Annotated in this window: 16 protein-coding genes; 7 read left to right on the top strand and 9 right to left on the bottom strand. The window is 67.4% G+C overall.

The genetic code is table 11. The annotated features are described in order from the left end of the window. The first annotated feature begins 174 nt into the window (after positions 1-174). A complete protein-coding gene (locus ACCD06_RS31885; protein ID WP_413346280.1) occupies positions 175-1,683 on the top strand; it encodes a tetratricopeptide repeat protein in 1,509 nt (502 codons plus the stop codon). Positions 1,684-2,023: 340 nt separating this feature from the next. Here the strand turns inward: ACCD06_RS31885 and ACCD06_RS31880 are convergent, their stop codons facing one another. From ACCD06_RS31880 to ACCD06_RS31870, 3 genes are all read right to left on the bottom strand, one after another. Next, on the bottom strand, positions 2,024-2,518 hold the full coding sequence (locus ACCD06_RS31880; RefSeq protein ID WP_109073277.1) for a GNAT family N-acetyltransferase: 495 nt from the start codon (positions 2,516-2,518) through the stop codon (positions 2,024-2,026). A gap of 109 nt (positions 2,519-2,627) precedes the next feature. Further along, positions 2,628-2,900 (bottom strand): GNAT family N-acetyltransferase, encoded by a 273-nt coding sequence (locus ACCD06_RS31875; protein WP_109073276.1) that lies wholly within the window; start codon positions 2,898-2,900, stop codon positions 2,628-2,630. Between the two features lie 91 nt (positions 2,901-2,991). Continuing rightward, positions 2,992-3,729: an RluA family pseudouridine synthase gene (locus tag ACCD06_RS31870; protein WP_413346991.1), complete on the bottom strand. Its 738-nt coding sequence runs from the start codon at positions 3,727-3,729 to the stop codon at positions 2,992-2,994. A gap of 484 nt (positions 3,730-4,213) precedes the next feature. Between ACCD06_RS31870 and galU the strand changes: the two genes are divergently transcribed. The 3 genes from galU to pgmG all read left to right on the top strand — a co-directional run bounded on the left by galU (position 4,214) and on the right by pgmG (position 8,060). Beyond that, the gene (galU, locus tag ACCD06_RS31865; protein WP_109073275.1) at positions 4,214-5,083 is read left to right on the top strand and encodes a UTP--glucose-1-phosphate uridylyltransferase GalU; all 870 of its coding nucleotides are present in this window, start codon (positions 4,214-4,216) and stop codon (positions 5,081-5,083) included. Between the two features lie 203 nt (positions 5,084-5,286). Further along, positions 5,287-6,618 (top strand): UDP-glucose dehydrogenase family protein, encoded by a 1,332-nt coding sequence (locus ACCD06_RS31860; RefSeq protein ID WP_413346277.1) that lies wholly within the window; start codon positions 5,287-5,289, stop codon positions 6,616-6,618. Between the two features lie 38 nt (positions 6,619-6,656). Further along, complete coding sequence (gene pgmG / locus ACCD06_RS31855; protein ID WP_413346275.1) at positions 6,657-8,060, top strand: phosphoglucomutase/phosphomannomutase PgmG; 1,404 nt, start codon at positions 6,657-6,659, stop codon at positions 8,058-8,060. A 154-nt stretch (positions 8,061-8,214) separates the two neighbouring features. On the opposite strand, the gene ACCD06_RS31850 is transcribed toward pgmG, so the two are convergent. The 6 genes from ACCD06_RS31850 to ACCD06_RS31825 form a co-directional block, all read right to left on the bottom strand. Then, entirely contained in the window at positions 8,215-9,342 is a 1,128-nt protein-coding gene (locus ACCD06_RS31850) for an ABC transporter permease (protein ID WP_109157818.1), read from the bottom strand. A 3-nt stretch (positions 9,343-9,345) separates the two neighbouring features. Next, positions 9,346-12,147, bottom strand: coding sequence for a ribosome-associated ATPase/putative transporter RbbA (rbbA, locus tag ACCD06_RS31845; RefSeq protein ID WP_413346273.1), 2,802 nt, complete (start codon positions 12,145-12,147; stop codon positions 9,346-9,348). Then, complete coding sequence (locus ACCD06_RS31840) at positions 12,144-13,304, bottom strand: HlyD family secretion protein (protein WP_413346271.1); 1,161 nt, start codon at positions 13,302-13,304, stop codon at positions 12,144-12,146. Before ACCD06_RS31840 ends, rbbA begins: the two co-directional genes overlap by 4 nt. Then, positions 13,301-14,920 (bottom strand): MBL fold metallo-hydrolase, encoded by a 1,620-nt coding sequence (locus ACCD06_RS31835; RefSeq protein WP_413346269.1) that lies wholly within the window; start codon positions 14,918-14,920, stop codon positions 13,301-13,303. The genes ACCD06_RS31840 and ACCD06_RS31835 overlap by 4 nt, the downstream gene beginning before the upstream one ends. 22 nt (positions 14,921-14,942) lie before the next feature. Then, the gene (locus ACCD06_RS31830; RefSeq protein ID WP_413346267.1) at positions 14,943-16,445 is read right to left on the bottom strand and encodes a thymidine phosphorylase family protein; all 1,503 of its coding nucleotides are present in this window, start codon (positions 16,443-16,445) and stop codon (positions 14,943-14,945) included. 137 nt (positions 16,446-16,582) lie between these two features. Further along, positions 16,583-17,647: a LacI family DNA-binding transcriptional regulator gene (locus ACCD06_RS31825; RefSeq protein ID WP_247871321.1), complete on the bottom strand. Its 1,065-nt coding sequence runs from the start codon at positions 17,645-17,647 to the stop codon at positions 16,583-16,585. Between the two features lie 370 nt (positions 17,648-18,017). On the opposite strand from ACCD06_RS31825, the gene ACCD06_RS31820 reads away from it, so the two are divergent. From ACCD06_RS31820 to ACCD06_RS31810, 3 genes are read left to right on the top strand one after another with little or no spacing between them, the layout of a single operon-like run. Next, entirely contained in the window at positions 18,018-18,623 is a 606-nt protein-coding gene (locus ACCD06_RS31820) for a gluconokinase (RefSeq protein WP_413346265.1), read from the top strand. Next, positions 18,620-19,228 (top strand): TRAP transporter small permease, encoded by a 609-nt coding sequence (locus ACCD06_RS31815; RefSeq protein WP_413346263.1) that lies wholly within the window; start codon positions 18,620-18,622, stop codon positions 19,226-19,228. Before ACCD06_RS31820 ends, ACCD06_RS31815 begins: the two co-directional genes overlap by 4 nt. Before the next feature lie 39 nt (positions 19,229-19,267). Further along, a complete protein-coding gene (locus ACCD06_RS31810; protein WP_109076445.1) occupies positions 19,268-20,545 on the top strand; it encodes a TRAP transporter large permease in 1,278 nt (425 codons plus the stop codon). Positions 20,546-20,565 lie beyond the last annotated feature (20 nt).

Raw genomic sequence — 20,565 nt, 5'->3', positions numbered from 1 at the left:
GTGCAGTGGGTTTCCCGAAACTGCGTCCTGATGGAAAGTTGTTAGGAATTGCGCTGTTTAGATGGTGGAGCGCGGGTGGAGGTTCATCGGCTTTGCCGAATCCTGTTCTCTGTGCAATTTTCGTGGGTCAGAAAAGACGGTGCCCGTCACCATCGCGCAGTCAGGGGTCAGCCGATGTCTTCCGCAGAGCCGAATATTCGCTGCCAATGCCCCGACGGTCATCTGGCTGCCGGAAACAACCACTTCGACAACAAAAAATACGACGAGGCGATTTCAGCGTTCTTTCAGCATATCGACCAGCACCCGGGATGCGCGGAGGCGATTTTCAACCTGGCGGCTTTGTTCGAAGACATCAATGATCCCGAAAAGGCGGCAAGTCATTTTCTTGAGGTCGCCAAACAGCATCCTGCGCATCTGCCGTCCTGGCAACGGGGGCTGATGGCCCTTGCGAAAGCCCGCCAAGCCGACGCCTTCGCCGACGCGCTCGTTTCCTTCATCAAGGCTTGCGAGGGGCAGGGCCTGTTTTGGAAATGGCCTTACTACATGCTCCAGCATGCCTGCGACCATCACATGGCGCGGGACGACCGGGAGGCCGCCTTCGCCTTCTTCAACGCCACGATCGGGCGGTCGCAGCAATATGCCCGCCTGCATATGTGCTGGTTCATTTTCCTTTTCGGCGGCTACTTCATGCGCATTGGAGACATGAAGAACAGTTTGAACTGTATGAAGTTTGCTGCCAAGGAGGTTCGCTTCCTGGTTCACGCGTCCTTCGGCGACGAATTCAGCCAACGTATTGCGTCGGTTCCGGAAGAGTTGGTGCGCCGCTTCGATGCGAGTATCGACTTCCCGGATCAGGAACTGCCGGACGCTGCGGATTACCGGTGTGTTGTGCTCAGCGCCTGCGATGCGGGGTATTTCAAGCGCTTCGGGTTGCTTATGGCGCTTTCGGTCGATCTCTTCTCCCACGATAAACGCATCGTCCACTTCCACGTCGTCGATGCCGACGAGGCGTGCGACGCCCTGGTATCCGGACTGCGGGCGCTGATGCGCAAGACCCACATCGGCTACAGCCGCCAACCGGACTTCCAGGAACTCCCGCGAGAGGACAAGATTACGTATTTCACCTGTTCACGCTTCATGGTTGCCGACCGTGTGATCCAGCGGTATAAAATTCCACTCCTGATTGCTGACGTCGATGGCGTTTTCGTCGATGACCCCGTTCTTTTCACGGATCAGTTCTCTGAAGAGGCGCCGCTTGCCCTGCTCTACAGCCCGGAGCGTCTTGACGCCATGTACAATGGCGTAGGAGGCGGACTGGTCGGTCTTTACCCGACGCAACGGACGGCGGCACTCGTCGACCTCGTCAAGCGATACATGCTCTACTGGTACGAACGCAGACAGATGGTGTGGTTCTTCGATCAGCTCAGCTGGGTATGTGCGGTTGAAGAGGCGAAGCGGCGGGAATGGAACCTGCCTGTGACCCGCCTGGTCATGGACCGCGGGAGAATCTCATTGGGCGCCGCCAGGTTCTTTCAGGTTTTCGACGAGAAGAAGGAAAGCGGTTTCGACCAGAAACTTGCGCTGTTCCTCGACGAGATAGGATCACGCTGGGCATCCGGCACGATCTCCCCGGAAGAGGCGAAATCCCGATACAGGTCCTTCTTCGGACTGGAAGACATGTGAGGGGGAGGGAAGTCTGGTCATAGGGTTCGAACGCAGCGAAGGCCAGGGGACGGACGGCTACTGGATTTGCGGGATGAGCCGGGACGATCTCGATCTGCCTGTGGGCACCGTCAATTTGTTGACGACCGGGCAGAGTGAAGGCACTGCGGACAGCCGCGGTCTGCTGATTACGCGAACAGCGCCCACCTCGGTAGGAAGCGGTAGCCGGCGTAACGGGGATCACGGGAGGTCGTCATCGCAACCCTTTACCGACCTGCATTCCCGCAAGCCAGCCTGAACTCGACTGTGCCCGGCTGTTCGAGGTCACGAGTCTCGACTTGGGGTGAGGACGTGATTGGGCCTAGCAACGAAGGATTTTTGCCATCAGAAGTTCGTCGATATAAACCCCGTCCACTTTCAGCGCCCGCGGCTCCGTTCCGAATGCCTTGAAGCCCAGGCGTTCGTAAAAGCCAATGGCACGCTTGTTGGTCGCGGTGACGGAGAGATGAATCTGTTCGACATGGTCCTCGGCATGGGCGAGCAGGGTGGTCATGACTGTGTGGGCCAAGCCGCTGCCCCGCCTGTTCTCGCGGACATAGACACCCCAAAGTATCCCTTTGTGTCGTGACTTGGCCTTGTCGGAGGTCAACAGTCCGGCCGTCGCATTAAGCTTTCCGTCGACGAACCCGCCGACGATGTATCCGCCCGTGATCCAATCCGCAAAGCTGGAGAGAGGGCGGGCGCATTCCTCGGCATGACTCGATCCAAACGCCTCGGGATGCCGCTGAAGGGCTTCAAGACGGAGCGAACGAAACTCCTCCGCATCTTCCGGCAAGAGCTGCCTCACCAGTGTCATGCGCCTGCCTTCTCCGGACGCCTCTGCCTAACGCGGTTGCACTGCCGCCTACCGTGGAGGTGAGCGTACGATGTGTTTCGCCGGCAGAGCCATCGGCAGATGTACTCCCTCACGCCAGCAAATCGTCGTGCCGGTTGCGTCTGATCCACAGCGCGGCGTAGCTGCAGAGCGGGACGATCTTCAGCCCCTCGGTGCGGGCGGTCTCGACCACGCCTGCCATCAGGCGGCCGGCGGCGCCGGTGCCGCGCAGCGAGGGCGGGGCCTCGACATAGGAAATCACCAGGGTCTGTCCGTTGCGGCGGTAGTCGGCGAAAACCGTCTGGTTGCCGACCGCCAGTTCGAACCGGTTCATCGCGCGGTTGTCGGTGACCGCCTGTCCCATCCTGTGCGCTCCGTCGGTTGTTGGGCCTTCCCCCTTAACAATGGGATGCGGCAGGCGGGAGGTCAGTCCCCCCTTTGCGCGGAAACCGTCCTTACTCCCCTTGCCAGCCGCAGGCCGACAGGGCGTCCCGCATATGCTTCGGTGCCGGGGCGACGGCGCTGACGGGGGCGTGTTCGAAGGCCATGCGGAAGGCGACGGAGCGGGCCAGCAGGTGAAGGTTGCCGGGCGGCCGGCGCTCGGGTCCGTAGAAGGGCTCGCCCACCAGCGGGCAGCCGATGGCGGCGCAATGGACGCGGATCTGGTGGGTGCGACCGGTGCGCGGGCGAAGCTCGAGCCAGGAGCGGCCGTCTGCGCTGGTGCCGAGGACCCGGTATTCGGTGACCGCCGGCTGGCCGGCCGGATCGGGCAGGATGGTCCAGGAGGAGCGGGAGGCTCCCAACGAGGATTTAGGCTCGATCTTCTTCAGCAGGGGCAGGTCGATGACGCCGGAGTCCGCGTCCGGGATCCCCTCGGCCACCGCCCAATAGGTCTTCTCGACATGGCCGGCGGCGAACATCTGGCCGAAACGCTTCAGCGCCCAGGGGGTGCGGCCCAGGATCAGGCAGCCGGCGGTGTCGCGATCCAGCCGGTGGGCGAGCTTCGGCGGCTCGCCGATCCGGCCATCGCCGATCAGGCCGTCACCGTCCGCCTCGGCGAGATGGGGCAGGTACAGCTCCAGATGGTCGGTGATGCGGCCCGCCTTATGGACGGCCAGACCGGCCGGCTTGTCGATGACGAAGCATTCCGTGTCCCGATGCAGGACGCGGGCATGCAACTGGTCCGCAGTCAGCGAGAGTGCGGTCAGCGAGGGCGCGGTCAGCGAGGGTGGCGAGATGGAGGTACGCGAGTCGGAGGTCATGGCCGGCACCATGACCTCCGGCGGACCACTTGCGCAAGTATTCGCGCAAGATCCGCAATCGAGCGTCATACGGAAAGTTCGCCAGCCAAAGCATGGCGGCGGACAGCCAGCGGCACGGTGTCGCGCCCGTGGTTTACGGCGCTTTTCCAAGCGTTACTGCCTATGAGAAAGGTCCGGGCCGGCTTCGGACCTTGCGGATAAAGATCGGCTTGTACGAGGACATTCGGCCGGTTTTCTTTTGATTTCGGCCGCCGGGACTAGCCTTTTGCCCGGTCTCGGAAGGTTTGTTGCGCAGTCGCGGAAGGCGTGGCAGAAAGCCGGGGACCACGGCCCGTGCTTCCGCAGGCTTCGCTTGCGGTTGGGCGGTCCCGTGGAACCATGGATTTGATTTCGCCTCAACCACAAGAGACGTCCAATGCGGAAACCCGTGCGCAAGGTGGTGTTCCCGGTCGCCGGTCTCGGCACGCGCTTCCTGCCGGCCACCAAGGCCATCCCGAAAGAGATGCTGCCCCTGGTCGACCGCCCCCTGCTGCAGCATGCCGTCGAAGAGGCGCGCGCCGCCGGCATCGAGGATTTCGTTTTCGTCACCGGCCGTTCCAAGCGCGCCATCGAAGACCATTTCGACGCTGACACCGAACTGAACCGCACGCTTGAAGAGCGCGGCAAGCTGGACGCGCTGGAAGAGGTCCGCCACAGCGAGATCGCTCCCGGCCGCTGCTTCTACACCCGCCAGCAGGTTCCGCTCGGCCTCGGCCACGCCGTGTGGTGCGCCCGCGCCCTGATCGGCAACGACCCGTTCGCCATCGTGCTGCCCGACGACTTCGTCCAGGGCAAGACCCCCTGCCTGAAGCAGATGGTCGAGGCGTACGAGGAAGTCGGCGGCAACATCGTCGCCGTCGTCGACGTGCCGCGCGAAAAGACCAGCAGCTACGGCATCCTGGACGTCGAGAAGGACGACGGCCGTCTGGCCACCGTCCGTGGTCTCGTCGAAAAGCCGAAGCCGGAAGACGCGCCGTCGACCCTGTCGATCATCGGCCGCTACATCCTGCAGCCGGAAATCTTCGATCATCTGGAAAAGCAGCAGCGCGGCGCCGGCAACGAAATCCAGCTGACCGACGCCATGGCCAACCTGATCGGCACCCAGCCGTTCCACGGCCTGCGCTTCGAAGGCACCCGCTACGACTGCGGCGACAAGGTCGGCTTCATCGAAGCGACGCTGGCCCACGCGCTGAACCGGCCGGACATGGCCGGCAAGGTGCGCGAGATGCTGCGCAAATATTGCTGAGCGACGGGCTGCAGTCCTGATGCCGTGCCCGCCCCCGTCCCCTGATCCGGACGGCGGCGGGCGCGTGCGTTTGGGCTGCGTCCCCGAATGCTGAGCAATGATAAGAGTCGGCCGCATCGAATGGCCGGCCATGAGGAACGCCCTGTCAGGGCATCCCAGAGACATACAGGTTTCCTTATTTTCAAGGACATGAGGGGGACGCGATGCGCATTGCGATGATCGGCACGGGCTATGTCGGCCTGGTCTCCGGCGCTTGCTTTTCGGAGTTCGGCGTGCACGTCACTTGCGTCGACAAGGACGCCGGCAAGATCGAGCGGCTGAAGAACGGCGAGATTCCGATCTACGAGCCCGGCCTGGACGACCTTGTTGCCCGCAACGTCGCCGCCGGCCGCCTGTCCTTCACCATGGATTTGAAGGAGGCGATGCAGGGCGTCGACGCCGTGTTCATCGCGGTGGGCACCCCGTCGCGCCGCGGCGACGGCCATGCCGACCTGTCCTATGTCTTCGGCGCCGCCGAGGAGATCGCCCAGCATCTCGACCACTACACGGTGGTGGTGACCAAGTCGACCGTGCCGGTCGGGACCGGCCGCGAGGTCGAGGCGATCATCCGCCGCGTCCGCCCCGACGCCGAGTTCGACATTGCCTCCAACCCGGAATTCCTGCGCGAAGGCTCCGCCATCGGCGACTTCATGCGGCCGGACCGCGTCGTCATCGGCGCCACGTCGGATCGTGCGGGCGACGTGATGCGCCGGCTCTACCGGCCGCTCTACCTGATCGAGACGCCGATCGTGGTGACCTCGCTGGAGACGGCGGAGCTGACCAAATACGCCGCCAACACCTTCCTGGCCGCCAAGATCACCTTCATCAACGAGATCGCCGATCTCTGCGAGAAGGTCGGCGCCAACGTCCATGACGTGGCGCGCGGCATCGGGCTGGACGGCCGCATCGGCAAGAAGTTCCTGCACCCCGGTCCGGGCTATGGCGGGTCCTGCTTCCCGAAGGACACGCTGGCGCTGGTCCGCACCGCCCAGCAGGTCGGCAGCCCGCTGCGCATCATCGAGACGGTCGTCGACATCAACGACAAGCGCAAGAAGCAGATGGCCGAGCGCATCATCGCCGCCTGCGGCGGGTCGGTGGACGGCAAGACCGTCGCCGTGCTGGGCGTCGCCTTCAAGCCGAACACCGACGACATGCGCGACAGCCCGTCGCTGGACATCATCCCGGCGCTGCAGGCGGCGGGCGCCCATGTGCGCGCCTTCGACCCGGCGGCGATGCACGAGGCCGAAAAGCTGCTTCCCGGCGTGGAATGGGCGAAGAACGCATACGGCACCTTGGAGGGCGCCGATTGCGTCGCTATTCTCACGGAGTGGAACGAATTCCGCGCGCTCGACCTGCGTCGGGTCAAGTCGATGCTGAAGCGGCCGGTGATGATCGACCTGCGCAACATCTACAACCCCGAGGACATGGCGAAGGCCGGCTTCACCTACAGCTCCATCGGCCGGCCGTCGCCGGCGGGTGGAATGGACCGCGGTTAAGGTCCTGAGACGGCGTCCAACAGAGGACTAACGAGACGATGAGCGAAGCCCATACCTTCCACCCCACGGTGCTGCGCGAGTACGACATCCGCGGCATCGTCGGCAAGACGCTGACTCCCGCCGACGCCCGCGCGGTCGGCCGCTCCTTCGGCACCGTGGTGGTGCGCAAGGGCGGCAAGACGGTCTGCGTCGGCTACGACGGCCGTCTGTCCTCGCCGGAACTGGAGGAGGCGCTGGTCGACGGGCTGGTTTCCACCGGCCTGCACGTCCTGCGCATCGGGCTCGGCCCCACGCCGATGCTGTATTTCGCCACCCGCGACCGCGAGGCGGCGGCCGGCATCATGATCACCGGCTCGCACAACCCGCCGGACTACAACGGCATCAAGATGATGCTAGGCAAGGGTCCGGTCTATGGCCAGCAGATCCTCGACCTCGGCACCATGGCGGCCAAGGCCGACTGGGAGCAGGGCCAGGGCTCGTCGGAGAAGATCGACGTCCAAGACGAGTATGTCGCCCGCCTGCTGAAGGACTATGACGGCACCCGCGACCTGAAGATCGCCTGGGACGCCGGCAACGGCGCGTCGGGCGAGATCCTGCGCCGCCTGACCGCCAAGCTGCCGGGCAAGCATGTCCTGCTGTTCGACAAGATCGACGGCAACTTCCCCAACCACCATCCGGACCCGACGGTCGAGGCCAATCTGGTCGACCTGAAGAAGGCGGTGGCGGAGCATGGCTGCGACATCGGCATCGGCTTCGACGGCGACGGCGACCGCATCGGCGCCATCGACCACAAGGGCCGTGTGGTGTGGGGCGACCAGCTGGTCGCGCTCTATGCCGCCGACGTGCTGAAGAGCCATCCGGGTGCCACCATCATCGCCGACGTCAAGGCCAGCCAGGCCCTGTTCGACGAGATCGCCAAGCATGGCGGCAATCCGCTGATGTGGAAGACCGGCCACTCGCTCTTGAAGGCCAAGATGGCGGAGACGGGCTCGCCGCTGGCCGGCGAGATGTCGGGCCACATCTTCTTCGCCGACAAGTGGTACGGCTTCGACGACGCGCTCTATTGCGGCGTGCGGCTGGTCGGGCTGGTCAGCAAGCTGAACACCACGCTGGCGGACCTGCGCGACGGCCTGCCGGACATGGTCAACACGCCGGAGACCCGCTTCCAGATCGACGAGGAACGCAAGTTCGCCGTGGTCGAGGAGGTCAAGGGCCGCGTCAAGGCGTCGGGCGCCAAGGTCAACGACATCGACGGCGTCCGCGTGACGACCGACGACGGCTGGTGGCTGCTGCGCGCGTCCAACACCCAGGACGTGCTGGTGGCCCGCGCCGAGTCCTACAGCCAGGAAGGGCTGGAGCGGCTGAAGGGCGCACTGATCGAGCAGCTGGTGGCGTCGGGGCTGAGCGCGCCGTCGTTCGAGGGCGGCGGGTCGGCGCACTGAGGTTTGGGGTGGGGGTGTTCGGGCTTTGGCTGGCGAATGCCCCCTCCCTAACCCTCCCCGCTGGGCGGGGGAGGGGACAAGTGCTGATGCGGGAGAGGGGCGGCAGTCCCTCCCCCGCCCAGCGGGGGAGGTTAGGTGGGGGTCTAACGACCCCTTACCTGAAACTCGCCAGATGCCTTCTGAACCGCGCTAGACTCCACGCGAAGAACAGCGCGCCGATGCCGGCCGTCGCCGCGAACCTGGGCCACACCACGTCGAAGCCCGCTCCGCGGAACAGGATCGCCTGGGCGAAGGCGACGAAATGGGTCGAGGGTGACAGCTGCATCGCCGTTTGCAGCCATTCCGGTTCGCTTTCCAGCGGGGTGAAGCCGCCGGACAGCATGTCCATCGGCAGCACGATCAGGATGAACAGCAAGCCCAGCTGCGGCATCGATCGCGCCACGGTGCCGAGAAAGATGCCGAGCGCCGTCGCGAAGAACAGATAGAGCGCCGTCCCGGCCAAAAACAGCGGGACCGAGCCGGCCAGCGGCACCGACAGCAGGCCGCGCAGCACCACATAGAGCGCCACCAGCGTCAGGCCCAGGATCACCGCACCATTCGCCAGCACCTTGGCGGTCATGATCTCGGCCGGGCGGACCGGCATCACCAGCAGATGTTCGAGCGTGCCGTGCTCGCGCTCGCGGATCAGGGCGGCGCCGGCCAGCAGAACCGCCAGCATGGTGACGTTGCTGACCACCGCCATGGTGCCGGTGAACCACTTCGTATCGAGCGCCTCGTTGTAGGCGACGCGGATCTGAAGGCTGACCGGGGCGGCGGTGCCCTCGGCCTCGCGGCGGACGAAGCGGCCGACCTCGTCATCGACGATGCCCTGGATGGTGCCGGCGCCGATGCCGGCCTGCATCATGGCGGTGGCGTCGATCAGCAGCTGGATCGTCGGGCTGCGGCCGGCCAGCACGTCGGCCTGAAAATCGGGCGGAATGTCGAGCACGAAGGTGTAGCGGGCGGAATCCATCGCCGGATCGACCTCGGCATGGCCGATCATCACCGGGGTCTGGAACTCCGGCTGGTGAAAGCTGGAGACCAGACGCTGCGACAGGGTGGAGCGGTCCTCGTCCACGATGGCGATGGCGGCGTTGCGCAGGTCATGCGAGATGCCGGTCGCCTCGCTGTAGACGGAGAAGGTGAAGGAATAGACGACGAAGCCCAGCATGAAGACGTCGCGCAGAAGGCTGATCCACTCCTTGCGCGCCAATGTCAGGCTGTTGCGGAGGAAGCGCATCATGGCTCAGCGCTCCTGTTTCGGCAGGAAGGCGACGCCCAGCGCCAGGAAGACAGGCACGAAGGCGGCGGTCGCCAGGATGAAGGGGAGAAGCTCCGGCAGGGCGAGGCCCTTGGTGAAGGCGCCGACGGAGATCTTCAGGAAATGGGTGGTGGGGAACAGCGTGCCGAACAGCCACGCCCCGCCTTCCAGCGTGGAGACCGGCTGCAGCATGCCGGAGAATTGGGTGGCCGGCAGCATGGTGACGATGGCGGTGCCGAACACCGCCGCCGTCTGCGTCGCGGTGAAGACGGAGATCAGCAGCCCCAAGGCCGTGGTCGCCACCACATAGACCAGCCCGCCGAGCAGAAGTCCGATCAGGCTGCCCTTCACCGGCACCCCGAACAGGGTCACGGCCATGGCGACCATCAGCAGCAGGTTGAAGGCGGCCAGCCCGATATAGGGTAGCTGCTTGCCCAGCAGGAACTCCAACCGGGTCACCGGGGTGACGTAGAGGTTGGTGATGGAGCCCAGTTCCTTTTCGCGCACCACGCCGAGGGCGGCCAGGATGGCGGGGATGAAGACCAGCATCAGGCCGATGGTGCTGGGCACCATGGCATCCAGGCTGCGGAAGGCCTGGTTGTACCGGTACCGCATCTCCAGAGTGGCGGCGGGGGCGGGCAGGGTGACGCCGGACGCGACGGCGGTGTCCTCGATGAAGCGCTGGTGCAGGCCGGCGACATAGCCCTGGATCGTCTCCGCCCGGAAGGGCATGGCGCCGTCGATGCGCACCGCCACCTCCGGGATGCGGCCACGGCGGAGATCGCGGCCGAAACCCTCCGGGATTTCGATGGTCAGCGACGCCTCGCCGCGTTGCAGGCGGAGCGCAAGGTCGCGGGCGTCGATGGCGGGCGGGGTGGCGCGGAAGCTGCGCGAGCCGTCGAACTGTTCGATATAGGCGCGGCTCTCGGGGGAGCGGTCGTGGTCGAGGACGGCGAAGGTCAGGTTCTCGACATCCATGGTGATGCCGAAGCCGAAGACCAGCATGAGCAGGACGGTGCCGAGCAGGGCGACAGTCAGGCGGACGGGGTCGCGGCGGAGTTCGAGGGTTTCGCGCCATGCGTAGGCGAGCAGGCGGCGGCGGGAGAGGGGGGAGGAGTTAAGTCCCCTCTCCCCCCCGGGGAGAGGGTTAGGGTGAGGGGGGGCCGAAGCGAGGATTCTTGGGGAGGTCACGCCGTGCGTCCCCCTCACCCCGACCCTCTCCCCGGGGGGGAGAGGGAGATCTTGGCGGGTTTCGGCTCCCTCCGCCTGTTCCATGAAGCCGATGAAGGCGTCGTCCAGGCTGTCGGCTTGCTGTTGACGGCGCAGCTCGTCGGGCGGGCCGGCGGCGATGACGCGGCCGGCGTTCATGAAGGCCACCCGGTCGCAACGCGCCGCCTCGTTCATGAAATGGGTGGAGACGAAGATCGTCACCCCCTGGTCGCGCGACAAGGCGATCAGGTCGCGCCAGAACTGGTCGCGCGCCACCGGATCGACGCCGGAGGTCGGTTCGTCGAGGATCAGCAGCTCCGGCCCGTGCAGGATGGCGACGGCCAGCGACAGCCGCTGCCGCACGCCGAGCGGCAGGCGGTCGGCCACCGCGTCGATGTAGGGGGACAGGCCGAAGCGCTCCACCAGCGCCGGCAGTCGGGCGTCGGCGTCCGTGAGGTCGAACAGGCGGGCGTGCAGGTCGAGGTTCTGGCGCACCGTCAGTTCGCCATAGAGCGAGAAGGCCTGCGCCATGTAGCCGACGCGGCGGCGGCTCTCCAGATCGGTGGCGTCCACCGGTCTGCCGAACAGCCGCGCCTCTCCCGCCGTGGCGGGCAGCAGGCCGGTCAGCATCTTCATGGTGGTGGTCTTGCCGCAGCCGTTGGAGCCGAGAAAGCCGAAGATCTCGCCACGGCCGATGCGGAAGCTGATGTCCGACACCGCGGTGAAATCGCCGAAGCGTCGGGTCAGGCCGATCGCCTCGATGGCCGGTTCGGCACCGACGGGCTCGGGCGGGCGGGGCGGGACGGTCAGGCGCTCGTGGCCGCGTTTGGCCTCGTCCGGCAGCAGGGCGACGAAGGCCTCCTCCAGATCGGCGGCCCCGGTCTGAGCCTTGATCGCGGCGGGGGTGTCGTGGGCGAGCAGGCGGCCGGCGTTCATCATGACGACTTGGTCGAACCGCTCCGCCTCGTCCATGTAGGAGGTGGCGACCAGCACGGTCATGCCGGGGCGGCCGGCGCGGATGCGGGCGATCAGGTCCCAGAACTGCCGGCGGGAGAGCGGATCGACGCCGGTCGTCGGCTCGTCGAGGATCAGCAGGTCGGGGTCGTGCAGCAGGGCGCAGCACAGGCCGAGCTTCTGCTTCATGCCGCCGGACAGCTTGCCGGCCGGGCGGTCGGGAAAGGGGGCGAGGCCGGTGGACTCCAGCAGGTCGGCGATGCGGCGCTGGCGCTCGGTGGCGTTCAGGCCGAAGAGGCGGCCGAAGAACTGGAGGTTTTCGGCGACGCTGAGGTCGGCGTAGAGGTTGCGGCCCAGACCCTGCGGCATATAGGCGATGCGCGGCTGGAGGGCGGCGCGGCCACGGCGGTCGGAAACGTCGGTGCCGAGGACGTGGACGTTGCCCTGCTGGATTTTCTTGGCGGTGGAGATCAGGCCGAGCAGGGTCGATTTGCCGACGCCGTCCGGGCCGATTACCGCCACGCTGGCTCCGGCGGCGATGTCGAGGGAGGTGTCCTCCAGCGCCACCGTCCCGCCATAGCGGTGCCGCACGCCGGACAGCGAGACGGCGGGAGCGGGGGTCATGATGGGGTGTCCCCTCTCCCCCCCGGGGAGAGGGTTAGGGTGAGGGGGGGGCGTGGGGTGGATTGGTCGGCGGAGCGCGCTGAATTCTCAGCGAAGTCACGCTGTGCGCCCCCCCCACCCCGACCCTCTCCCCGGGGGGGAGAGGGGGATATGGATTGGGGAGAGGAAGAATCCTCCCGAGTCAGTTTCGATTCCAGCCAGTCGGGCCAGACCGCCGTGTCGTCCAGCCTCACATAGGCCATGCCGGTCAGGCCGGTTTTCACCCGCTCGATGTAGCGGGTCACCAGCGCTTCCGGGACGCGGGCCTTGACGCGGAACATCATGCGGTCGCGTTCGGACTTGGTCTCCACCTGCTTGGGCGTGAACTGGGCGCGCGGGGCGACGAAGGTGACCATGGCGGGGATCGCGATGTCGGGAACGGCGTCCAGCAGGATGCGGGCCTCGGCGCCGAGCGCCAGGTTGCCCGCCGTGTCGGTCGGCAGGAAGAAGGTCATGTAGACATTCGACAGGTCGAGCAGCGTCGCCGCCTTGCCGCCGGCGGCCAGCACCTCGCCGGGTTCGGCCAGACGATAGAGGACGCGGGATTTGCGCGGCGCCTTCAGCACGCCGTCGGCGACCAGGGTGGTCAGGCGGTCGACATCGCCGGCCTCGGCGGTGATCGCCTCGTCGGCGCTGGCGAGGTGGCTCTTGGCGGCGTCGAGCGCGGCGTCGGCGGTGCGGCGGCTGTTGCGGGCCTGATCGACACGCTGTTCGGAGACATGGCCCTTGCCGAACAGGACCAGCGCCCGCTCCATCTCCTTGGCGGCGAAATCGGCCTCGCTGGCGCGCTGGGCGACCAGGGCGGCGGCTTCGTCGCGGGCGCGGCGGGCCTGGCGCAGCTGGGCCTCGGCGGAGCGGAGCTGCGCTTCCAGGTCGCGGGTGTCGAGCGTGGCGATGACGGCGCCGGCCTCCACCAGATCGCCCTCCTGCACCGGGATGGTCAGGACGCGGGCGGCGTATTTGGTGGCGATGTCGATCTCGTTCGCCTCGATCCGGCCATTGCCGGAGGCGAAGCCGGCGGGCAGCCGGTTGCCCTGCATCGCCCGCCAGCCATAGGCGGCACCGGCGCCGAGCAGCGCCAGCACGACCACGGCGATGAGGATGCGCTTGACGGTCATGGCTGCGCTCCCTTGCCGGCTTTGCCGTCCTTGTCCAGCGCGCCCATCACGCCGGCCAGGATGCGTTCGCGCGTTGCGTCGTCGGGGGCGGCGTCCAGCGTGCGGCGGAGCGCCAGCAGCGCTTCGGCATAATGGTTGTGCCAGTCGAGGCCGGCGGCGAGGTCGGCCGGGGCGAGGCGCGGGTGGCGGTCGGCCGGCACCAGCGGGCGCGGGGCGGCGAGGTCGACGCGGTCGTCCAGCGCCGGCTGGGCGATGCGCTCCGCCGACCAGCCCTTGTCGATCAGGGCTTGGCGGATGGAGGCGCGGGCGGGCTCCTCGCCATGGACCAGGAACAGGCCGTGGCCGACGCCGTGGCGGGCCTCCACCCAGTCCAGCAGGGTGGTGCGGTCGGCATGGCCGGAATAGACGTCGATCGAGCGGACCTTCGCCTTCACCGCGATTTCCTCGCCATGGATGCGGACGCGGGGGGTGCCCTCCTGCAGCAGGCGGCCCAGCGTGCCGGGGGCCTGATAGCCGACCAGAAGAACGGTGTCCTGCGGACGCCACAGGCGGTTCTTCAGGTGGTGGCGGATGCGGCCGGCGTCGCACATGCCGCTGGCCGCCATGATGATGGCGCCGCCGGAGAGGGTGTTGAGGCGCTGGCTTTCCGGCACGCTGCGGACATGGTGGAAATTGGCGCGGGTGAAGGGGTCGCCGTCGGTCTCCAGATCGTCGAGATGGCGGCGGAAAACGCCGGTCACCGCGTCGGCGAGCGGCGAATCGAGGAAGACATCCACCGCCGGCAGCTGGCCGCCGTCGAACAGGCAGTCGAGGTCGTAGAGCAGTTCCTGCGTGCGCTCCACCGCGAAGACCGGGATCAGCAGGACGCCGCCGGCCGCCAGAGCCGTCGACACTTCGGCGCGCAGCACCGCCTGCCGCCCGGCCTCGTCCAGGTCGGTGCGGTCGCGGTCGCCATAGGTGGTCTCCAGCACCATCCAGTCCGGCCGCTCCGGTCCCTCGGCATCGGCGTGGAAGCTCTTGCCGCCGGGGCCGATGTCGCCGGAGAACAGGATGCGGGTGGGTTCGCCAGCGCCAGTGTCAAAGCCGCTTATGGCTTCGATCTCGACGGAGGAGGAACCAAGGATGTGGCCGGCCTGCCAGAAGCGGGCGCGCAGGCCGGGCAGGATCTCGATCCAGCGGTCGTATTCGACGCGGCGGAGCCGGCGCAGGCTGCGGATGGCGTCGTCCTGGGTGTAGATCGGCTGGACGGCGGCCCGGCCGCGCTGGCGGTTGCGGCGGTTCAGCCGCTCCACCTCGCCCTCCTGGATGTAGCCGCTGTCGGGCAGCATGTATTCCAGCAGGTCCACCGTGCCGCCGGTGGCGTAGACACGGCCGCGGAAGCCGAGGCGGGTCAGCTTCGGCAGCAGGCCGGAATGGTCGATGTGGGCGTGGGTCAGCAGGACCGCGGCGATCGAGGACGGATCGAAGGGGAAGGGGCGGTAGTTCAGCTCCCGGATCGTCTTGGTGCCCTGGAACATGCCGCAATCGATCAGCACGTCGCCGTTCGGCGTGGACAGGCGGAAGCAGGAGCCGGTCACCGTGCCGGCGGCACCATGGAAGGTCAGCGACAGGGACATTGGTTGGCTCCTTGGCTGGTCGTCACCCCACCGCCCGCACCCCATTGTCGTCGGCGGCATAGGCCTGGGCGAAGGTGAAGTCGGCGTTTGTGCTGGCGTGGATGCGGTACAGCGGCTCGCCCCGGCGCACCGGGTCGCCGACCTTGCGCAGCAGGTCGATGCCGGCGCCCTTGTCGGTCGGCGCGCCGGCCAGCCGGGCGATGCGGGCGAGGCGGTAGCAGTCGAGCGACGATACCACCCCGTCGACGGGGGAGGCGACCTCGGCGACCAGGGATCCCAGCGTCGCCACGGCGGGCGGCGGACCCTGCATGGCGATGATCCGTTCCATCGAGGCCAAGGCGGCGCCGGATTCCAGCAGGTCGCGCGCCCGGCGGTTGCCGCTGCCGCCGCGGACGGCAGGGTCGAATTCCAGGATGCGGCCGGCCAGCAGCAGGGCGCGTTCCTTCAGGTCGGCGGGGCATGCCGGGTCGTTGCGCAGAACGGCCATCACGTCGCGCGCCTCCAGCACCGGGCCGATGCCGCGCCCGACCGGCTGCGAGCCGTCGGTGATCGCCACCTCCAGCGTCAGGCCGAGCCGGTCGCCGACATGCTCGAACAGCTTGCGCAGGCGCACCGCATCGCCGGCGCTGCGGATCTTGGCGCTGGGGCCGACGGGGATGTCGATCAGCAGATGGGTGGAGCCGGCCGCCACCTTCTTCGACAGGATGGAGGCGACCAGCTGTTCGCGGGTGTCGATGGCGAGCGGACGTTCGACCGAGATCAGGATGTCGTCGGCCGGCGACAGCCGGACATGGCCGCCCCAGACCAGGCAGCCCTTGGCCTCGCGCACCAGGGCCTGCATGCGCTCCATCGGCACGTCGACGTTGGCCAGCACCTCCATGGTGTCGGCGGTACCGGCGGGCGAGGTGATGGCGCGCGATGACGTCTTGGGGATCGGCAGGCCGTGGGCGGCGACGATCGGCACGACGATCATCGAGGTGCGGTTGCCGGGGATGCCGCCGATGCAGTGCTTGTCGGCGATGGCGCCCGCGATACCGTTGGGGCCGTCCCAATGCAGCCGGGTGCCGGCGGCGACCATGGCGCGGGTCAGGCCCAGAACCTCCGCCGTCGTCATGAAGCTGGCGCAGGCGATCAGGAAGGCGGCGATCTCGATCTTGGAGTAACGCTGGTCGGTGACGTCGCGGATGATCGCGGCCAGCTGGTCGTCGGTCAGGGCGGCGCCGCCGACCTTGGCGCGCACCAGCTCGAAACTCTCCGGCGGGGTCGGGGGGACGAGATGGACGGCGGAGCCCTCCGCAAGGCCGAGCTGGCGGAAGGCGGGGTCGGACAGGCCGATTTCGTCGGGGGCGACGATGGCGGGGTCGTCGACGATGTTCAGCACCGCCAGCAGGGAGCGGCCGTCGTTCCGCACCTCCACCCGGCCCAGCCCGAGGAAATCCTCGACATGGTACCGGGTGCAGCGGCGGTTGAGGAAGGCGACGTTTTCCCGGACGGTGTCGATCGCCAGATGTCGAAGCGTCAGCATACGCACAGTCTACGCCCGGCCCCGCCGCTTAGCGACGCCGAGCCTGCGAGGCTGCCATGTTGGGCCTTACGCGCCGCGGTTGATCCGGATCATTGGCGGGGCGGAGGGGGTGTGGTTTGGGGGGCAACCACTCCCCCTCACGTGCTCTCCCGCGCGATGAAGGTCAGGCCGAGGTCGAGGCGGCGTTGCGGCGGCTCCTTGCCGTCCATCAGGTCGAGCAGCATGGCGGCGGCGTGGCGGCCGATGGCGTAGCGTGGCGTGGCGACGGTGGTCAGCGTCGGGGTGGTCCAGGCCGACGCCGGCAGGTCGTTGAAGCCGGCGACGGCGAGCTGGTCGGGCACGCGGATGCCGCGGCGCTGGCACTGGAACAACGCTCCTTGGGCCAAGTCGTCGTTGCAGAAGAAGACGGCGTCGCAGTCGCTGTTCTCCGCCATCAGCCGGTCGATCATCGCCGCGCCGAGGTGGATGGAGGACGGGTCGGGCAGGCGCCAGACGCGCTTTTCGTCATACAGCCCCGCCTCCTCCAGCGCGTGGCGGTAGCCGTCGAGCCGCGCCAGCGTGCGGGGATCGAGCTGCACGGCGACGAAGCCGATGCGGCGGTAACCGCGCTCCAGCAGGTGGGTGGTCATCAGCCGGCCGCCCTCCTCCTGCGAACAGCCGACGCTGAGGCTGTCGGGGTCGTCCAGCAGCTCCATCATGTGGACGGTCGGGCTGGAGAGGGCCGACAGATAGGTGCGGGTGACCTCCGTATGGTCGGTGCCGGTCAGCAGGATGCCGTCGGGCTGGAACTGCAGGTAGGTGCGGATCAGCCGCTCCTCCTCCACCGGGGAATAGTGGGTGACGCCGATCAGGGCGCGGTAGCCGCGCGGCAGCAGCATGTCGTGGATGCCGGCCAGCGTCTCGACGAAGACCATGTTGGTCATCGACGGGATCAGCACCGCCACCGTCATCGACCGCGCCGAGGCGAGCGCGCTCGCGGCCTGATTCGGCACGTAGCCCATCGACTGGGCGGTGTCGAGGATGCGCTGGCGAAGCTCCGGCGCCACCAGCTCCGGCCGCTTGAAGGCGCGCGAGACGGTGATGGCGCTGATGCCCACCCGCTCCGCCACGTCCGCCATGGTGGCGCGGCCGGTGCGCGAGGAGCGCGGCTTGCGCGTCTTGACCGCCGAGGATGCTGGCCGATCACCGCCACGGGTCGTCACAGGGCTTCGTCCTTTCAATTCCGGCGATCCGATTCCGGCCGGCGCGACGGAAGGTCGCGCGGGCTCGCCGGTCACCGATGTGTATCATGCTCAGCAACAGCCGCATGCCATGCAGAGCTTGAGCCTGCAACCCGCGGCCATCCCCGATCAGTTTGTCCGCAACTCAAACAAAACTCTTTACGCGCGTCAAGGTTAGCGCTAACAGTATCAGCAACTCGTCTCGGCGTCATCCGTGCAGTCCGGCCTCCATGGTCGTAGACCTCTCAGTGACCCGCGAATGATAGCGCTAACATAACCTTGTCAGTGCGTGGCCCGCCGCGACCCTGGTCGCGGACGCCGTCCCGCACCGGTATTCGGGAACATGAGCCTCATGAACGGTCCCCCCATCGCGCCGTCCTCCGGCATGACCGCCCCTCTGACCGAACCTCCGTCCGGGAATGCGGCCGGCGCCGAACCGCTGATCGTCGTGGTGATGGGCGTGGCCGGCTGCGGCAAGTCCAGCGTCGGCCAGACGCTGGCCCTGGCCCTGGGCCATGAATTCATCGAGGGCGACGCCCACCACCCGCCTGCCAACATCGAGAAGATGTCGGCCGGCATCCCGCTGACCGACACCGACCGCGACGGCTGGCTGGGCACGCTGGCCGGCTTCATCGCCGATGCCGACCGCGAGGGCAGGGGGCTGGTCGTCGCCTGTTCGGCGCTGAAGCGGCGCTATCGCGACCGGCTGCGCGGCGACTGCAAACGGGTGGTGTTCCTGCACCTGCACGGCGACAAGGCGCTGATCGCCTCGCGCATGGGGGCGCGGACCGCCCATTTCATGCCGATGGCGCTGGTCGACAGCCAGTTCGCCGACCTGGAGATGCCGGCGGCCGACGAGCCGGTGCTGTCCTACGAGGTGACGCTGCCGGCCGAGGCCATCGTCGCCGATGCGCATGCCCGCCTGACCGGCGGCGCTAGTTTTGGGAGGAACGCATGAAGCGCGTTGCTGATCTGCTGGAGCGGGTCACCGAATGGATCATGGCGCTGATGCTGGCGGTCATGGTCGGTCTCGTCTTCGGCAACGTCGTCCTGCGCTATGTCTTCAACAGCGGCATCGTCGCGGCGGAGGAGATCGCGCGGCTGATGTTCGTCTGGCTGGTGTTCCTGGGCGCCACCGTGGCGCTGCGCCACCAGCGGCATCTGGGGCTGGAGATCCTGCAGAGCCGCCTGCCGTTCAAGGTACGCCGGGCCTGCGCGGTGATCGCGCACCTGATGATGCTCTACGCCCTGTGGCTGTTCGTGCAGGGAAGCTGGATCCAGCTGCTGATCGGCATGGAGACCTTCTCCACCGTCCTGCGCTTCCCCATGGCCTTCTATGCGGCGGCGGGCTTCTTCCCGGCCATCGCCATGGCGCTGACCGTGCTGGCGAATTTGTGGCGGATCGTCACCAACCAGCCGGGCGCCCGCATCCCCGGCGACCCCGACACCATGCTGGACCATCCGGAATCGCACGGGCCTGCCGTTGCGCCGCCGGCACCCGCCGGTGGACATGGCGACGGCCATCCGGCCGGTCGCGGCAGGCCCGCCGTCGCCAAGCACTGAGCCCAGACCGATAGATTTCCTGCGGACGGAGACGCCGCCATGACGCTCACCATTTTCCTGGGCTCGCTGTTCGGCTTCATGCTGCTCGGCATGCCCATCGCCTTCGCGCTGATGCTGACCGGCGTCGCGCTGATGGTCCACCTCGACTTCTTCGACGCCCAGCTGGTCGCCCAGAACATGCTGAGCGGCGCCGACAACTATCCGCTGATGGCGGTGCCCTTCTTCATCCTGGCCGGCGAGCTGATGAACGCCGGCGGCATCTCCCAGCGCATCATCAACCTGGCGGTCAGCCTGGTCGGCCACATCAAGGGCGGTCTGGGATACGTCACCATCGGCGCCTCGGTGATGCTGGCCAGCCTGTCGGGCTCGGCCATCGCCGACACCGCCGCGCTGGCGACCCTGCTGATCCCGATGATGCGCGACCACGGCTATCCGGTGCCGCGCTCCGCCGGTCTGATCGCGTCGGGCGGCATCATCGCCCCGATCATCCCGCCCAGCATGCCCTTCATCATCTTCGGCGTGACCACCAACACCTCGATCAGCGCGCTGTTCATGGGCGGCATCGTCCCCGGCCTGCTGATGGGCATCGGTCTGGTCTGCGCCTGGATCTTCGTCGTCCGCGACATGACGGTGAAGCTGCAGCCGAAGGCGAGCGGGCGGGAGCGGCTGAAGGCGCTGGGCGACGGCGTCTGGGCGCTGGCCCTGCCGGTCATCATCATCGGCGGCCTGCGCGGCGGCATCTTCACGCCCACAGAGGCCGCGGTGGTCGCCGCCGTCTATTCGCTGTTCGTCGCGCTGTTCGTCTACCGTCAGGTCACGCTGCCGCAACTGGTCCCGCTGCTGGTCCAGGCGGCGCGCACCACCAGCACGGTCATGTTCCTGTGCGCCGCCGCGCTGGTGTCGTCCTACATGGTGACGCTGGCCGACCTGCCGCAGCAGATGACGGAGCTGCTGGCCCCGCTGATGAGCCATCCCAAGCTGCTGATGCTGGCCATCGCCTTCCTGCTGTTGGCCGTCGGCACGGTGATGGATCTGACGCCGACCATCCTGGTTCTGGGGCCGGTGCTGACCCCGCTGGCGATCAAGGCCGGCATCGACCCGACCTATTTCGGCGTGATGTTCGTCCTGATCGGCACGCTGGGCCTGATCCATCCGCCGGTCTGCACGGTGCTGAACGTGGTGTGCGGCGTCGCCCGCATCTCGCTGGAAAGCGCCACCAAGGGCATCTGGCCCTTCCTGCTCACCTACATCGTCCTGCTCGGCCTGCTGATCGCCGTGCCGGAGATCGTCACCATGCCGCTGCACCTGTTCCATTGACGCCTACCAAGACCAATCAG

The sequence above is a fragment of the Azospirillum sp. CT11-132 genome, from assembly GCF_047302835.1.
Lineage (GTDB): Bacteria > Pseudomonadota > Alphaproteobacteria > Azospirillales > Azospirillaceae > Azospirillum.
Note: the sequence above shows the minus strand (reverse complement) of the source record. Positions and strands in the feature narration are given on the sequence as shown.

Bases quoted from the DNA above. Each gene is read 5' to 3' on its own strand.
- ACCD06_RS31820 (WP_413346265.1), top strand. From the start codon at position 18,018: ATGAACGGTCCCCCCATCGCGCCGTCCTCCGGCATGACCGCCCCTCTG.
- galU (WP_109073275.1), top strand. From the start codon at position 4,214: ATGCGGAAACCCGTGCGCAAGGTGGTGTTCCCGGTCGCCGGTCTCGGC.
- ACCD06_RS31885 (WP_413346280.1), top strand. From the start codon at position 175: ATGTCTTCCGCAGAGCCGAATATTCGCTGCCAATGCCCCGACGGTCAT.
- pgmG (WP_413346275.1), top strand. From the start codon at position 6,657: ATGAGCGAAGCCCATACCTTCCACCCCACGGTGCTGCGCGAGTACGAC.
- rbbA (WP_413346273.1), bottom strand. From the start codon at position 12,147: ATGACCCCCGCTCCCGCCGTCTCGCTGTCCGGCGTGCGGCACCGCTAT.
- ACCD06_RS31860 (WP_413346277.1), top strand. From the start codon at position 5,287: ATGCGCATTGCGATGATCGGCACGGGCTATGTCGGCCTGGTCTCCGGC.
- ACCD06_RS31810 (WP_109076445.1), top strand. From the start codon at position 19,268: ATGACGCTCACCATTTTCCTGGGCTCGCTGTTCGGCTTCATGCTGCTC.
- ACCD06_RS31850 (WP_109157818.1), bottom strand. From the start codon at position 9,342: ATGATGCGCTTCCTCCGCAACAGCCTGACATTGGCGCGCAAGGAGTGG.
- ACCD06_RS31835 (WP_413346269.1), bottom strand. From the start codon at position 14,920: ATGTCCCTGTCGCTGACCTTCCATGGTGCCGCCGGCACGGTGACCGGC.
- ACCD06_RS31815 (WP_413346263.1), top strand. From the start codon at position 18,620: ATGAAGCGCGTTGCTGATCTGCTGGAGCGGGTCACCGAATGGATCATG.
- ACCD06_RS31875 (WP_109073276.1), bottom strand. From the start codon at position 2,900: ATGGGACAGGCGGTCACCGACAACCGCGCGATGAACCGGTTCGAACTG.
- ACCD06_RS31880 (WP_109073277.1), bottom strand. From the start codon at position 2,518: ATGACACTGGTGAGGCAGCTCTTGCCGGAAGATGCGGAGGAGTTTCGT.
- ACCD06_RS31830 (WP_413346267.1), bottom strand. From the start codon at position 16,445: ATGCTGACGCTTCGACATCTGGCGATCGACACCGTCCGGGAAAACGTC.
- ACCD06_RS31840 (WP_413346271.1), bottom strand. From the start codon at position 13,304: ATGACCGTCAAGCGCATCCTCATCGCCGTGGTCGTGCTGGCGCTGCTC.